At 36.7% G+C, this 14,786-nt stretch carries 12 protein-coding genes, 2 pseudogenes and 1 riboswitch; of the genes and pseudogenes, 9 read left to right on the forward strand and 5 right to left on the reverse strand.

From position 1 onward, the window contains the following. The first annotated feature begins 85 nt into the window (after positions 1-85). The 4 genes and pseudogenes from ACZ2M0_RS05775 (at position 86) to ACZ2M0_RS05790 (ending at position 4,878) form a co-directional block, all read left to right on the forward strand. Positions 86-1,498 (forward strand): family 43 glycosylhydrolase, encoded by a 1,413-nt coding sequence (locus ACZ2M0_RS05775; protein WP_223902753.1) that lies wholly within the window; start codon positions 86-88, stop codon positions 1,496-1,498. A 19-nt stretch (positions 1,499-1,517) separates the two neighbouring features. Beyond that, positions 1,518-2,936 (forward strand): annotated as a pseudogene (locus ACZ2M0_RS05780) (PTS transporter subunit EIIC); the annotation flags it as partial. A 57-nt stretch (positions 2,937-2,993) separates the two neighbouring features. Further along, positions 2,994-3,425, forward strand: a pseudogene (locus ACZ2M0_RS05785) (PTS sugar transporter subunit IIA); the annotation flags it as partial. 37 nt (positions 3,426-3,462) lie between these two features. Continuing rightward, on the forward strand, positions 3,463-4,878 hold the full coding sequence (locus ACZ2M0_RS05790; RefSeq protein WP_490058827.1) for a glycoside hydrolase family 32 protein: 1,416 nt from the start codon (positions 3,463-3,465) through the stop codon (positions 4,876-4,878). A gap of 39 nt (positions 4,879-4,917) precedes the next feature. Here ACZ2M0_RS05790 and ACZ2M0_RS05795 read toward each other — a convergent pair whose 3' ends face one another. Next, the gene (locus tag ACZ2M0_RS05795; protein ID WP_265893523.1) at positions 4,918-5,571 is read right to left on the reverse strand and encodes an energy-coupling factor transporter transmembrane component T family protein; all 654 of its coding nucleotides are present in this window, start codon (positions 5,569-5,571) and stop codon (positions 4,918-4,920) included. Between the two features lie 9 nt (positions 5,572-5,580). Beyond that, positions 5,581-6,939, reverse strand: coding sequence for an ATP-binding cassette domain-containing protein (locus tag ACZ2M0_RS05800; RefSeq protein WP_490058828.1), 1,359 nt, complete (start codon positions 6,937-6,939; stop codon positions 5,581-5,583). Between the two features lie 39 nt (positions 6,940-6,978). Next, positions 6,979-7,069: riboswitch (TPP riboswitch) on the reverse strand. Between the two features lie 141 nt (positions 7,070-7,210). Between ACZ2M0_RS05800 and ACZ2M0_RS05805 the strand changes: the two genes are divergently transcribed. After that, positions 7,211-8,149 (forward strand): AraC family transcriptional regulator, encoded by a 939-nt coding sequence (locus tag ACZ2M0_RS05805; protein ID WP_490058829.1) that lies wholly within the window; start codon positions 7,211-7,213, stop codon positions 8,147-8,149. A gap of 35 nt (positions 8,150-8,184) precedes the next feature. On the opposite strand, the gene htpX is transcribed toward ACZ2M0_RS05805, so the two are convergent. From htpX to ACZ2M0_RS05820, 3 genes are all read right to left on the reverse strand, one after another. Next, positions 8,185-9,081 (reverse strand): zinc metalloprotease HtpX, encoded by an 897-nt coding sequence (gene htpX / locus ACZ2M0_RS05810; RefSeq protein WP_490058830.1) that lies wholly within the window; start codon positions 9,079-9,081, stop codon positions 8,185-8,187. A 17-nt stretch (positions 9,082-9,098) separates the two neighbouring features. Beyond that, the gene (locus ACZ2M0_RS05815; protein WP_045927388.1) at positions 9,099-9,659 is read right to left on the reverse strand and encodes a LemA family protein; all 561 of its coding nucleotides are present in this window, start codon (positions 9,657-9,659) and stop codon (positions 9,099-9,101) included. A 107-nt stretch (positions 9,660-9,766) separates the two neighbouring features. Continuing rightward, a complete protein-coding gene (locus ACZ2M0_RS05820; protein ID WP_490058831.1) occupies positions 9,767-10,867 on the reverse strand; it encodes an SLC13 family permease in 1,101 nt (366 codons plus the stop codon). A gap of 189 nt (positions 10,868-11,056) precedes the next feature. On the opposite strand from ACZ2M0_RS05820, the gene ACZ2M0_RS05825 reads away from it, so the two are divergent. The 4 genes from ACZ2M0_RS05825 (at position 11,057) to ACZ2M0_RS05840 (ending at position 14,779) form a co-directional block, all read left to right on the forward strand. Further along, complete coding sequence (locus tag ACZ2M0_RS05825) at positions 11,057-11,416, forward strand: iron-sulfur cluster biosynthesis family protein (protein WP_490058832.1); 360 nt, start codon at positions 11,057-11,059, stop codon at positions 11,414-11,416. Between the two features lie 178 nt (positions 11,417-11,594). Next, a complete protein-coding gene (locus ACZ2M0_RS05830; protein ID WP_090094091.1) occupies positions 11,595-11,735 on the forward strand; it encodes a hypothetical protein in 141 nt (46 codons plus the stop codon). Between the two features lie 120 nt (positions 11,736-11,855). Beyond that, entirely contained in the window at positions 11,856-12,773 is a 918-nt protein-coding gene (locus ACZ2M0_RS05835) for an HNH endonuclease (protein ID WP_490058833.1), read from the forward strand. A gap of 47 nt (positions 12,774-12,820) precedes the next feature. Beyond that, complete coding sequence (locus tag ACZ2M0_RS05840) at positions 12,821-14,779, forward strand: BspA family leucine-rich repeat surface protein (protein WP_490058834.1); 1,959 nt, start codon at positions 12,821-12,823, stop codon at positions 14,777-14,779. Positions 14,780-14,786: the final 7 nt, after the last annotated feature.

The raw sequence follows: 14,786 nt of genomic DNA on the forward strand, positions 1-14,786 counted from the left end.
TAATTTTACATATGTAACCGGTTGACATATGTAACGGGTTGCAGTATATTCAATAGTAAATGTAAGTGCTAACAAGGAGGAAACGATGGATTCAAAGTCAACTAATAATCAACAAATTTATTATCAACCTAAAGACGTTTGGGTAGGAGATATTATGCCTTACGCTCAGGATGGTAAGTTTTATATTTACCATCAACGAGATAAACGAGTTCATGGACCTATTACTGATCCTTTTGGCTGGTCGCTAGCAACCACTACAGACTTTGTGCACTACCAAGATTATGGAGAAGTATTAAAGCGGGGCAGCGCTCAAGACTGGGACCAATTTGTTTATGCTGGGTCTGTTTTTAAAACTAAAGACACCATTCATGCCTTTTATACAGGTTTTAATAAGGAATTTTTAAAAGAAGGAAAGACATCGCAAATCTTATTGCACGCCACCAGTAAGGACTTTATTCACTGGACGAAATCAAAGAATGCTTTAAAGCTCGAACCACAGCCTGGTTATGATAACCGTAATTGGCGTGATCCATCGGTCATTTGGGATGATACCAAAAAGGAATACCTGCTGATTTTAGGAGCGCGCAAAGGTCAAGATAAGCATCGGTTGACTGGAAGACTTGTCAAATACACTTCAAAAGATCTAGAGAACTGGCAATTTGAGGGTGACTTCTGGGCTCCGAATTTATATACCATGTTTGAAATGCCTCAGCTTTTTAAAATGGGTGATTGGTGGTATCTGATTTATTCAGAATATAGCGTCAAAAACAAGGTTTTTTACAGGATGAGTAAAAGCCTGAATGGTCCGTGGCTCAAACCTAAAGATGAAGCCTTTGACGGTCGAGCTTATTATGCTGCCAGAACAGCTTTTGATGGCAAGCGCCGAGTACTCTTTGGCTGGGTTCCCACTAAAGTTGGTCTGAATGATATGAACAATTATGAATGGGGCGGTACTTTTGTGCCACAAGAAATTTACCAGCGAGCAGATAATACGCTGGGTGTACGTCCTGTTGCAGAAATTTGTGCAGCCTTTGCAAATAAAAGAGAGATTCCACCGCAGCAATTGCAAACTACAGACACTCTTGAAGAAAAAGAACTTATTAAGGATACGGGGGAACACTTCTATTTCCATACTAAAATCAGTTTTAGCAAATCTGTTAGTGATTTTTCTATTCGACTTTACCGAAATCCTGCAACAGATGAATCTTATGAATTTAGATTTAATTTAGATGAGAACTGCTTAACTTTGGATAAAAATCCTTGTTACAGGTGGTACCAAATAATGAACAAGGGACTTAACAGACCAATCAATTTAAAGGCTGGTAAAGAATATGATCTAAAAGTAATTGTGGATGATAATATCCTAACGATTTACCTAGATGGTACTGCGTTAAATGCCCGCGTTTACCATAAGTTTGGTCATACTTTAAGTGTGACCGTGACTAACGGAACTCTTCAACTTGATCAAATTGAATTTTCCAATGATTATCGTAAATGATAAAAGAGGAACAAAATAAATGGCAGATTATAATAAAATTGCACAAGAAGTTTTAAAAAATGTTGGTGGTGCAGATAATGTTGTTAGTGCCACTCATTGTGTTACCAGATTAAGGCTTGTCTTAAAAGATGCTAATAAGGCCGACCAAGATGCACTTAATAACATTGAGGGCACTAAAGGAGTAATTTACAACAGCGGGCAACTGCAAATAGTATTTGGTCCAGGAGCAGTAGAACAAGCTTATGATGCTTTTGTTAAAATCTCTGGGACTAAAGAAGTATCAGTTGACCAAATTAAAGATTACGGTATCAAAAACAAAAATAAATTTCAGCAAGCCTTTAAAGTTTTTGGTGATATCTTTATTCCTATAATTCCAGCTTTTATTGGTGCTGCTATGATCTTAGGCTTAAGATCACTGCTTGCTACTCCGGGCATGTTTGGTATGACCAAGTCACTGGCTCAGCAGAGTGTGTATGTGGGCGATTTTTGTAAATTTTTAAATGTTATCGCCACTACATTTAAAATCTTGCCCGTATTAGTAATGTATTCAGCCACTAAGCGCTTTGGTGGTAATCCAATTTTGGGGATATTAGTCGGCTTTGTCATGATTTCACCTGATTTGGCTGATAGAAATGCTTTTGTGCTGGGACAAGTTCATCCAGCGTATTGGAATTTATTTGGTCTAAAAATAGCTGCTGTGGGTTTCCAAGGTGGTGTCTTTGCGGCAATTTTAACTGCGTGGTTTCAGGCCAAGGTTGAAAAAATAGCTACTAAATATATACCTCAAGTTGTTTCGTATATACTCGTGCCTGCTGTTACTTTGCTGGCGGCCAATTTATCACTATTTCTAATTTTTGGACCTCTTGGTCTCTGGATTGGGAATATTTTGGGCGGCATCATTAATTTCCTTTATATGAAAATGAGCGCTTTTGGTGCCTTTGTCTTTGCTGCAGGATTGCAACCTTTAGTGGTAACTGGAACGCATCAAGCTATCCAGGGAATTGAAGCTAATTTAATTGTGCAGACAGGATTTGATTATATTCAACCTATTTGGTCAGTTTCCATTATTGCCCAAGGCGGTGGCTGTATTGGGATGTACTTGATTTTAAAGCAAAAATCCAAAGATCGTGATATTGCTATTTCAAGTTTTATTCCTACGTTAGTCGGAATTACTGAACCCGCTATCTTTGCTGTTAATCTTAAATACAGTATTGTACCTTTCGTATGTTCGTTTCTGGGAGCCGGATTTGGTGGAGTTTACATGAAGCTGCTAAATGTTAAAGGTTTAGCGCAGGGTCTTACTGTACTTCCCGGTTTAACGGTTGCCAGACCAATTGGACCGTATGTTATTGGTAACCTAATTGCATTTATTTTGCCAATTATTTTTATTCTGGTTTGGAATAAATTTAGGCCGATATTACCGGAAAACAAGAGAAGAGTGGACCACAAAGAAAGCAAAATACTAGTTGCTACCGATGATAATTCCGTCTTAGCACCTGTTGATGGTGAGTATTTACCTCTTGAAAAAGTTAATGATGAAACTTTTTCCAAAAAATTAGTTGGAGATGGTTTTGCTATTCAGCCGACTACCGGCGACATTTTTGCGCCCGTTAATGGAAAAGTGGTATCTGTTTTCCCGACCAAGCATGCAATTACCTTAAAGAGTGAAAATGGTGTACAAATATTATTGCATATGGGGATTGATACTGTTGATTTAGGTGGCAAAGGTTTCACAATTTTAGTAAAAGATGGTCAAGAAATTGCAGCAGGCGATCCATTGGCTAAGATGGATTTAAAAGCTATTCAATCAGCTGGTAAACAAACTACAGTCATGGTATTATTCCCTGAATATAAAAATGGCTTTACCACCAAGAATAAGGATACAGAAGTAAATCACGGCAATTTAATTTTGCAATTAAACAAGTAAGCGAACTAAAATTTATCAAAATAAGGAAGAAACAAAAATGCGAGTTCCAGCAAAAATTACTAATGAGCGTTATCGTCTTAATTATCACGTTTCAACGCCTTCCGGATGGATGAATGATCCTAATGGCTTTTCGTATTATCAAGGCTACTATCATATTTTTTACCAGTATTATCCCTATTCATCTGAAAGAGGACCGATGCATTGGGGACACTATCGCAGTCAAGATTTGATTCACTGGGAAGAACTGCCAATAGCGCTGGCACCAGACAGTCCTGAAGATGACAATGGTTGTTATTCCGGCAGTGCGATTGCAAAAGATGGTCGTTTATATCTGATCTATACTGGCAATCATTATTATGATGTGAATGATCACAGCCGTTTTTGCCAAACGCAAAATGTTGCATACAGTGATGATGGTATTCATTTTACAAAATACAGTGGTAATCCAGTAATTGCCTTACCACCGGCTGATAACTCACAGCACTTTCGTGATCCGAAAGTATGGCAACATGGGGATTCATATTATATTATTGTTGGCAGTCAAGATAAAGCAGGTTTGGGTCGTGCAATTACTTATAAGTCAACTGATTTATTGCACTGGAAATATTTAGGACCAATTGCGGTTTCTCAGGAAAGAGATAATGAAGGATATACGTGGGAGTGTCCAGATCTTTTTTCACTAAATGGGCAAGATGTTCTCTTATGTTCGCCACAGGGAATTGCAGCAAAGGGTAAAAAGTATCTTAATCTTTACCAAACGGGATATTTCATCGGCAAGATGGATTATCACCAAAATCAGTTTGAACACGGAGTGTTTCAAGAACTTGATCATGGCCACGACTTTTACGCGGCGCAAACGATGTTATCACCTGATAATCGGCGCATTGTCTTTGGCTGGCTTGATATGTGGCATGCTGACTTTCCTGAACAGGCTGATGGCTGGTGTGGTGCTTTAACCTTGCCCAGAGAACTAACTTTAAAGAATAATCAGCTATATATGAAGCCGGTTAAAGAATTAAAACAGCTGCGGCAAGAAAAAGTAATTGATGAAAAGTTGATGACTTCGGTAAAGCAGATTAATGTTTCCGATTCGCAGCATTTGGAATTGCTTTTGACAGCTGAAACTGAAAATTGGTCTGGCAGTGATATTAATTTTGTACTCAAAAATGAGCAGGAAAATTTGGTAACACTAACTTGGAACAAAAGGAATAACGAAGTAGTTTTAACTCGAGCTGATAAGCCGGCAGATGATTCTCGACGCTATGGTAGATTAAGACCAAAGTCCAATCTGAAAATCCGGGTATTTATTGATACCAGTTCAATTGAATTTTTCTTAAATGACGGTGAGCTGGTATTTTCAGAACGGTATTATACTTCTGAAAAACCTCAGATTTTCGTCAATGCAGATCAGTCAGTCAAAATAAATGTCACAGGCTATACTATGGCAAAATAAATTAGGCTAAAGAAAAAGTGGACCTGCAGGTCCGCTTTTTTATTTTAAGGTAAATAATGCCAGGTTAACTAAAAACAGAATAACAATCAATTTAAGCCAATCACTTTTTTGAACAGGAACAGGCACGATAACTGAGCGTCGAGCGTTCTCACGGTATCCGTGAGAAGCCATGCCCTGTGCTAAATTTTCTGCCGAATTAAGCGCAACAAGAATAGCTTTAAAATATAAAACAGGTGACCAAAAGCTTAAATAAACACCCCTCATCATGCCGGCAGTGCGTATTTGTTTAACTGCTTCCTTCATTCTGGGAACGATATTAAGAGCTGCTAAAACTCCATAGGCAAACTTACTGGGTAAATGAAAATTCTGCTCAAAAGAACGTGCTAATTCCGTGGCAGTAGTTCCTATTGATACACAGTAGATAGTCAACGTATAGACGTAAATACGACTGGATAAACTCAGTGCATTTTGCAAATTAGGCTGAGGTGCAAACCAATATAAAGTAGCAAAAACCGTAAATGCAGCAATTAAGGGCATTAATAAAGTTAAAAGCAGGTTCTTTACTTTGATATGTTTGTAGATTAGATAAATTATGGTAAAAAAGATGATTAACAGATTAGTTAACAAGCTAGATTTAAGAGATATTTCTATCGAAATAATCAGTGCTAGAAAAAATTTAAAACTGGGATTCATGATCACACCTCATTTATTCACATAGGTTAAATGCTGGTCTTTAAAGATGAGATGGTAGTCACACCAATCTGCCAGATTCCTTAGTTCATGACTAATAATTAAGAGCGTTTGACTGCGTGCTATCTGACTTTCTTTTAATAAAGCCATTACCTTCTTAGCGGAATCTGCATCTAAGCCATTAAGGGGCTCATCAATTAGCAATACATCCTGATCAGAGATTAACATTAGTAAGATTTGCAGTTTCTTTTGTTGCCCGCCAGATAATGAATAAACCACGTGATCGAGCAGTGAATCAAGCTTAAGGGTGGCTAAAGCCTCATTTATTCTGTCATCAGTGAAATAATTGTTGGTTCGTTGCTTTTTGCTTAAATTGATTTCATCCGCAACAGAAACGTTGATAAATTGATCGGTCGCATTTTGAAAAATTTGCCCCACTTTAAGGAGATACCTGCGAGCTGATAATTTACTTATTTCCTGCTTGTGATAGGTTAAACTGCCTGCATATGGGATCATTTTGGTCAGTGCGTTAAAAAGAGACGTTTTGCCAACCCCGTTTGCTCCAGTAATAAGAGTGGTTTTACCAGAAAAGATATTTAAATGTTCCTGCTTTAAAAGTAAGCGATTTTGTGTAATCTCTGTATTTTTGAGTTTAAAACAAATTTCTTTGTCATCGTTAGGGATGGCAAAAGTATAAGAAACGGATTCCGTATTTTTTTGCAGCAGTTTTTCTTTTTCACTAGCAGAAAGTTGTACCAAATCTTTACCTTGAAATTGAAACAGATTATCGCAATGGCCTTCATAGTCAGTTAATACGTGATCACTTAAAATAATTGTTTTCCCTTGATCACGCAGGTGAGCTAATTTAGCAATTAAGAATTTGCGAGCAGCTGGATCACAGCTGGCAAAGGGTTCATCAAGTAAAAAAAGATCGACATTCATCGCAACAAGTACAGCTAAAGCAACTCTTTGCTGCTCGCCGCCAGACATTGTATTAATTTTTTGATCAAGCAAATAATCAATCTGTGTGAACTGAACAGCTTCATTCAAGCGTTTTGTATACTGCGTTTTATTAAGACAAAGATTTTCAAGTGCAAAAATTATTTCTTCTCGCGGTGTTGTCATCGTAAACTGTTCACTGGCATTTTGAAACATCATAGCCGATTTTAGTCCGCCTAAATTAACGCTGCCTCTTAATTGGCCCGCAAACTCAGGATATAAATTTGCTAGAATTTTTAATAATGTAGATTTGCCACAGCCGGTTGGACCAACCAATAGTGAAAGTTCACCAGTGGGAATAGTGAGATTAATATCTGTTAATATTTTATTTTGCTTATCATATGAAAAAGTCAGGTTGTTTAATTTAATCATTTTAGTTACCAAAAAAATCGTCAGGATAAGGCCTGACGATGTAAAATCTTTCGTTTTCCCTTCGCTGGCATTATCCATAGCAGGTTCGACGGGTCTGTTCTCAGCCTCTAGGGCACCCCGATGTTAAATTTATTATACATAAAAGAAAAATAGATGTCTACATACACAAGTATTCTCTCCTTAATCTAAATATCAAAATTCTATTAGTAAGATGAAATTTTGCTATATAATAAATCTATATATTTTAAAATTTGCATAAGAAGGTGAAATAATGGCAGCTGTTAAACTTGAACAATATTTAGCCAGCATTTTGGATTCAACTAAGTCTGACACTAATGAGGTAAGAATCAAACCCAAAAATGATAATTTTGATTTATTTAGAGCGTTTTTGGAAAATCGTAATACTGGGGTTCATCGCTACCAAACTACAGCTTCAACTATATTATATGAAGCTCAGGGCTCGGTAAAAGCCAGAATCAATGATCAGGATTTCTTGCTTAAAGCCGGCAATATCGTATTTTTACAGAGAAAAAGTGATTATGAAATATTGCGGCAGGGAGAAAACGACATATTAGTTAAGTTAGAATTTGACCATAATTTCAAGATGCTGGATTTTCTCGGAAGCTATTCTGCCATGAGTCATCGTGAAAAAAAGGTGTTTAAGGAAATTACTGACGCTTATAATCAAAAACGCTTATTATTTTTGAATAGTACAGCACTGTCTATATCTGCAAACGCACTAAAAAAAGTAATTGATGAATATCTTAATCAGGATCTTTACACCCGTCAGGTAATTTTAGCAGAGTTAAACTTGTTATTAATTGCTGCAGTTAGAAATCAAGATTTAGCGACAGCACCTGTGACCAACCATCAATTTGTTCAAACTGATTTAGAGAATTATATTGATGCGCACTTTACTGACATAACACTTAATGACACTGCTAAACATTTTGGCTTTAATCCTAATTACTTTTCAAGTTTGGTTAAACAAAAAACTGGTAAAAGTTTCGTCGAACATGTTGATGAAAGGCGTATGCAAGAGGCGCGAAATTTGCTTGCCCGACCAGATATTTCCGTAAAAGAAATAATTGCACGTGTAGGTTACAGTGGCAAGTCCTTCTTTTATAAAAAATTTAGTGAATATTATCATGAAACGCCAGTCCAAATGCGGGCCGAATTATTTAGACAGGCAAACATCAACTTAAAATAAAAGGCAACCTTGACTAAAAAGGTTGCTTTATTTTATTACATTTTTTCTAAGCGGCTAATCCTGTCAGCTGTTGGCGGGTGACTGTCAAATAAGTGAGCAAAACTGCGCTTTTTACGTACAGGATCTTCAATATACATGCCGGCACTGCTAGGGTCGGCTTTTTTCATGGGCTCGGAACCGTCAATCTTTTCTAAAGCAGAAATCAGTCCTTGCGGGTTGCGAGTTAATTCTACTGAAGAGGCATCAGCCAGATATTCCCGATTTCGCGATAATGCCATTTGCGCTAAACTGGCACAAATAGGACCCAGAATTAACACAAATACAATAGCCACGATCTTAAAAATGACAACAATAGTACCACCATTGTCGTTATCGCTGTCGCGATCATCGTCAATCCACCAAATATAGCGACTGGCAATACCTGATAAATAAGAAATGACACCAACTAATACTGCGGCAATAGTAGAAACTAAAATATCATAGTTTCTAATGTGAGAAATCTCATGACCTAAAACGCCTTCCAGTTCTTCGCGGTTCATCATGTCAAGTAAGCCCTGAGTAACTGCCACAGCAGAGTGGTTGGGATCGCGTCCAGTCGCAAAAGCATTAGGACTGGGATCATCAATAATAAAAACTCGCGGCATTGGCACCCGACCGACCAGTGCCATATCTTGTACAACGTGCCACAGTTCAGGATTATCTTGCTCTTGGACTTCTTGAGCATGATTAAGACTCATAACCATATTGGCTGGGTTAGGCAGGACAATTAGCATGTAAATCAAGCTAAAAACCACAGCAATAATTAATCCTAAAACAGGACGATCGCCAAAAAGATAACCAAGACCTGCCCCTACAAGTGCCAAAATAATGACAAATAATCCCATAATCCCAACGGTTTTACGTTTATTGCTGGCAATTTGTTGAAATAACATAAAAATTGACCTGGTATTTAAAACTTAACTTTAGGTACTTCTTTTTCAGATTCACTGGTTTGTAAGTAGTCAACTTTCTTAAAGCCGTGAATGTGAGCAACAATATTAGACGGGAAAGTTAACAGCTTTTGGTCGTAAAGTGCAGCAGAAGAATTGTAAAGTTGTCTTGAATAGGCAATTTTGTTTTCAGTGTTAGTTAATTCTTCTTGCAGTTTCAAGAAGTTTTGGTTGGCTTTAAGGTCCGGATAGTTTTCTGATAAGGCAAAAATTGATTTAAGGGCATCAGAAATTTGATTAGAAACCTTTAAGGTTTGGGCGTGATCATCGCTGGGAATATTAGTTAACTGATTACGCAATTGCACAACATTTTCCAATGTTTCTTTTTCATGTTTGGCGTAGCCCTTAGTTGTTTCGACTAGGTTGGGAATCAAGTCGTTACGCCGCTTCAGTTGTACATCAATCTGACTCCAAGATTCATCGGTGTATACTTTGGCTTTTTGTAAACTGTTGTAAACTGTAATATAAAGTGCAATTAATAAAACAACAATAATTACAATTACCCAAGTTAAACTGTTCATAGTATTCCTCCTTATATGTATCTCTTAATTATAACTGATTAAGAACCTTTTGAATATAAAAAAGAAGCTTATACTATCTTTCATTAGCAAAGCTTTACTATTGTGTCTTAAATTAATAAAAGTCCCCAGCCCACAATGGTTAAAACAATTAGACCGATGAACTGCATTACAGACCATTTCTTGAAAAATTCTCCCCTTGAAACTGTCGCATTTTGAGTAAAAGTTTTTAAGACCAGCATATTGGCCATTGAACCGATAGGAGAGCCAAAGCCGCCAATGTTAGAACCTAAAAATAACGCTTCAGCGTAAGGAGTAAACTTACCGACTAAAATAGTTGCAGGAACATTGCTGATAATCTGACTGGAGATAATCGAAGTGAAGTAGGTTGAGCTTTCCGAATTAATCATCGTATGAATGATGCTGACAATCAGCGGGATCTGTTGAATATCACTAATGAAGATGAAGAAACAGGTAAAGGTTAATAGCAAAGCAAAATCTACTTTAAGCAAAATTCTCGGGTTTATTAATAAGGCTAAGATAATTGCAACAATCATCGGAATTGCAACATTAATCACCTTAAATACCCCTAAGAAAAATAAGGCGAATACTGCTGTAGTAATGATTGTGGGTCTTAAACTGATATTAATCTGTTTAATATCTTGTCTGGGAATTTTTTTACGAGGGATAAAGTAAAAAATAATAAACGTAATGAATAATGCCATTAATAAATAGGGCAAAGACCAGGAGAAAAACTGCAGGGCATTAACAGAATATTTACTGACCAAAAAGATATTATGGGGATTACCCCAAGGAGTAAAAGCAGCCCCAATATTTGCACCCATACCAATTAAAGTGACAGGTAAAATTTGTGGCAAGTTACATCTTTTGGCAATATTTAAATACAGGGGAATCAATGTAAGCGCTGTTATGTCATTGCCAAGAAACATCCCAGCAATAATCGCTAGAAGCGTAAACAAGATGTTTAATTTCTGCATATTGTCGGCAATACTGGTCAGTTTATACGCCAACACGTCCAGAACGTGCAAGTAAGCGTATATTTGAATAATGATTAGCATCGCGGCGACTGAAAAAATCGTATGTAAGTTGATATCCTCAAGCCGCGGTCTAGCAAAAAAAAGACTGATAATCGTTATTACAAAAGTAATCTGCAGGATTTTATCACTAAAAACCTTTTTCAAGACGGTCATAAAATGTCCCCTTTCACAAGTTATAATCATCTATAATCGCTATATACATTTTGACCTTTTTTTCTGTTATACGCAATAATAAATTTTTCATGGTGAAAATCACTTTTACTATAAACATAATTTTTGACACTATAACTTAATATATCCTATACTGAAGAAAATTGCTAAGGATTAGGAGGAAATATTAAAATGAGTAATTCCGAATCAGTTAAAATGAATGTTAAAGCAGGTGCAGCTGATAAAATCAAGAAAAGTGTGAAAGACGGACAAGTTGTTTTGCTTTCATTAAATGACGGTTCCAACAAATATTCTAACATTGCCGGTAGCTGTGCTGCCGGGACTCGTTTTCAATTTGTAGTCTTGGATAAACAAGACCCAGACTTTTCACTTAAAGTTGAAAATAATATTGGCTTGGATTTATACACCAGTCCTGCAGAAATGCAATATTTAGGCAACGATTTGGTAGTAGATGAAAAGAATGCGGCCATTAGTTTAGCCGATGACAGTGGCGTAATTGATGCTGCCATGACAGTTAGTGAAAATAATTAGTGTATTTAACTAATAATATGTACTAAAAAATCACTTTATTTTTAGCGTTCCAAAATGGAGCGCTTTTTATTTTAAATGGTAAAACGTAATGGCTCAATATGAGCAAATCTTGCTTCAAAAAGTCCTAAGTGTTAAACTATATAAGATTTTCGAAAATCTTGAAAGGAAGTATAGTACTATGCGTAAAGGTGAAAATTACAACACTGGTTGTGAACCAAACCAAAGACCTAAGAACAAGAAGAACGGCAAGAAACGTGTTGCGCACGTGGCAGCAGTTGTTGCTTTCTTGAACAAGGCCAAAGCAGACGAAAATAAATAGTTTGTTTTTAAACAAGACTAAAAGGTGGATGAAACTTTCGTCCGCCTTTTTTTATTGCTCTAAATTGAGTAGAATTAGATTAATGATACATACATTTTGCTCTAAGGAGAACGCTTAAAAGTGAAGTTTCAATGCAGTGCGTGTGGATTGCGCATAAATGCCAAACATTTTAAACAAACGGGTCTGATTAATCCTAAACTGACTAGTATTTGCGATCTATGCATTCAAAGAGGAGAAAAGCCGGAAGACTTTGCCAATATTGCGGTTAAAGTTTTTGCGCAATGCTTATTGTTTACTTTTGTAGGAAAAGGTGAAGTCGCAGATAATTCAACATTTTTGGTTGCTAAAAATGACATGCGTAAGCGTTATGAGGCTTTTATTCAGGATTATGATGGCAATGAATTAGCCCAGCAACAACTATCAGCACATGATTTTAATCAGGCAGTAATTGACAGCGAGACAGGTCAAACTGACTTTGTACCCAGCAGCGAATTTACTTTTGCCGAAAATCTAAGTAAATTAGGCTTAACCGTCGACTTTAAGCTCAATGAAGTGGATTACATTGACCGTGAACGCATTCGTGCTAAATATCACTATCGCTGCCAATATTGCGGCAGACGTGGACGTAGCGTCGATCACAAAGACCCGGTTTCACTCTCACATAATAATGATTTTGATAATCTGATTTTATCTTGCACGGAATGCAATCGTATTAAGTCCAACATGCCCTACAAATTATTTGTCAGTTTGAATAATGAAATTCCTGAAGTTAACCAAAAACTGGTCAAATATGAAGACGCTCTTGCTACATTGAAGGGTGAATTTGAGGAAAGACGACGCGAATTAGCCGCTAAAATGCACCTGAAGGGCGTTGTTAATGATCCTGAACTTGACCAGATCCGTAAGCAAAACAAAAAATTGCAGGATGCAATTGATAGCTTGGAGAGCGATTATTCTGACTTGCGTTCTTTGCGCGAGCAGCATTTTATGACTGGCTGGAAACTAGCGCAAGTAAACGCAAAAGAAGATATTATTTAACTTTTAAAAGGCTTACAATGAAATTAAGAGGAAAAGGAGGTCAGAAAATGAAGTTAACTAAATTCAAGCAAAATATTTTAGCAAAAATGGGTATCAGTATGGCTGCCATAGTCTTGGGCATGATGAGTGGCGCTAATCTGGTGCAAAATGTTTTGGCAGCTTCTGCAACACCTGCTGCTAAAGATCAAACTGCAAAAATAACACTGAATGCACCCAGTACTAGCAATAATCAGCTGGGCTTTTGGACTGGCACTGATGGCAGCTGCACGTGGCAATATGATGTCCTTACCAATACGCTGACTGTTAGCGGCGCTAAAGGAGCACAATTGTCAAGCACACCTTTTACTAAAGAATTCAAATGGGCTGGAAGTATTGAACATATCGTTTTTGAAAATCCGTTTAAGTTACCTGCAAATTCAAAAGAAAAATTTGCTAATTTGAGATATTTGTCTGATATTAAGGGTTTAGAGAACGCTGATACCAGTGAGGTAACCGATATGTCTGGTTTATTTGCCGGTGATATGAACCTTAATAGTTTAGATATTAGTAATTTTGATACCGGTAAAGTTACAGATATGAGTAACATGTTCTTTAAATTAGGTATGGATAATGCTACTGCTACAGCAATAGATTTGAGTAAATTGAATACCGCAAATGTAACCACTATGAACAGCATGTTTGCGGCGGCCAATTTTAAAAAGCTGGATTTAAAAAACTTTAATACTAGCAAAGTAACCGATATGGCAAATATGTTTTCCAGTTCCAAGGCAGAAACGATTAATGTAGATAGCTTTGATACCAGTAAAGTACAAAATATGAGCGGAATGTTCAATAATTGCCTGATTAAACAGCTCGACTGCTCAGGCTTTAATACCAAAAACGTCACGGACATGAGCAGCATGTTTTCTCATAGTGAGAACATAACAACTCTAAACTTGAACAATTTTAATACTATTAATGTCCAAAATATGAAAACTATGTTTTTTGGGGATGCAAATTTGACCAGTTTGGATTTGAGTAATTTTGATACTAGTAAAGTAACTAATATGTCAGGCATGTTTTCAAACGATACAGCATTAAAACAGCTTAATTTAACGGGCTGGAATACTGCCAATGTTACTGATATGAGCACTATGTTTGCCGGATTAAAGAATATCGTCAGTTTAAATATTAAGCACTTTAATACCGGCAAGGTGACTGATATGTATAGCATGTTTAGCGATGCTGAAAATTTAACTGATTTTGATATTAGTCATTTTGATACCAGCAAGGTGACTAACACCAGCTATATGTTTTCTGGTATGAAAAAAATTACCAGCTTAGATTTAAGTCATTTTAATACTAAGTCTAATACGACTTTGTTTGGCATGTTTAGTGATGATGACAACTTAAAAACGGTTAATTTGAAAGGCTGGAATACCAAACGGGTCAGGAGTATGAGTCGCATGTTTAAAAATGACCCGCAGCTGGTCAATATTAATTTAAGTCATCTTAAAACTAATAGTCTCACTGAAGCATATGAGATGTTTAAAAATGATCGGAGTCTCCAAACTGTTGATTTACATAATTGGAACACCCGTAAATTAACTGAAGTAAGTGAGATGTTCGCTCAATGTCCTAATCTTACTAATGTTAATTTATACGGCTGGCACATGCCTAAACTGACTGATTCGACAGATATGTTTATGCAGGACAAGAAATTAGCAGGGGTTGATCTGACTAATTTTAATATTCATAACAGCAGGATTTTAAATCAGGCAGGAAATCCTAAAGGATTTGCTGTGAAGCTGGGCCATTACCGTTTGCGTAAGAGTTCAGGTGTAGGCCAAGGATTTAAACACATTCAGGCTGTAGATAAAGGTACAATTAGAAAACCGAAAGGCAAAAAATATACTGCAAAGCAATTATTCAAGCTGTATAATCATTCTGCTAAAAAGAGCCCTAAAGAAACCTATGTCATGTATAACGGTAAAAAACCACAGTTACCAAAATCATTTCATTTTTGATTTTTAG

This window comes from Lactobacillus sp. VURO6/B1 (VP7) (assembly GCF_058139575.1).

What these genes read in the sequence shown, in the direction of transcription:
- ACZ2M0_RS05775 (WP_223902753.1), top strand. Translation starts at nt 86, where the DNA reads ATGGATTCAAAGTCAACTAATAATCAACAAATTTATTATCAACCTAAA.
- ACZ2M0_RS05825 (WP_490058832.1), top strand. Translation starts at nt 11,057, where the DNA reads ATGAGTAATTCCGAATCAGTTAAAATGAATGTTAAAGCAGGTGCAGCT.
- htpX (WP_490058830.1), bottom strand. Translation starts at nt 9,081, where the DNA reads ATGTTATTTCAACAAATTGCCAGCAATAAACGTAAAACCGTTGGGATT.
- ACZ2M0_RS05815 (WP_045927388.1), bottom strand. Translation starts at nt 9,659, where the DNA reads ATGAACAGTTTAACTTGGGTAATTGTAATTATTGTTGTTTTATTAATT.
- ACZ2M0_RS05790 (WP_490058827.1), top strand. Translation starts at nt 3,463, where the DNA reads ATGCGAGTTCCAGCAAAAATTACTAATGAGCGTTATCGTCTTAATTAT.
- ACZ2M0_RS05820 (WP_490058831.1), bottom strand. Translation starts at nt 10,867, where the DNA reads ATGACCGTCTTGAAAAAGGTTTTTAGTGATAAAATCCTGCAGATTACT.
- ACZ2M0_RS05805 (WP_490058829.1), top strand. Translation starts at nt 7,211, where the DNA reads ATGGCAGCTGTTAAACTTGAACAATATTTAGCCAGCATTTTGGATTCA.
- ACZ2M0_RS05830 (WP_090094091.1), top strand. Translation starts at nt 11,595, where the DNA reads ATGCGTAAAGGTGAAAATTACAACACTGGTTGTGAACCAAACCAAAGA.
- ACZ2M0_RS05795 (WP_265893523.1), bottom strand. Translation starts at nt 5,571, where the DNA reads ATGAATCCCAGTTTTAAATTTTTTCTAGCACTGATTATTTCGATAGAA.
- ACZ2M0_RS05840 (WP_490058834.1), top strand. Translation starts at nt 12,821, where the DNA reads ATGAAGTTAACTAAATTCAAGCAAAATATTTTAGCAAAAATGGGTATC.
- ACZ2M0_RS05800 (WP_490058828.1), bottom strand. Translation starts at nt 6,939, where the DNA reads ATGATTAAATTAAACAACCTGACTTTTTCATATGATAAGCAAAATAAA.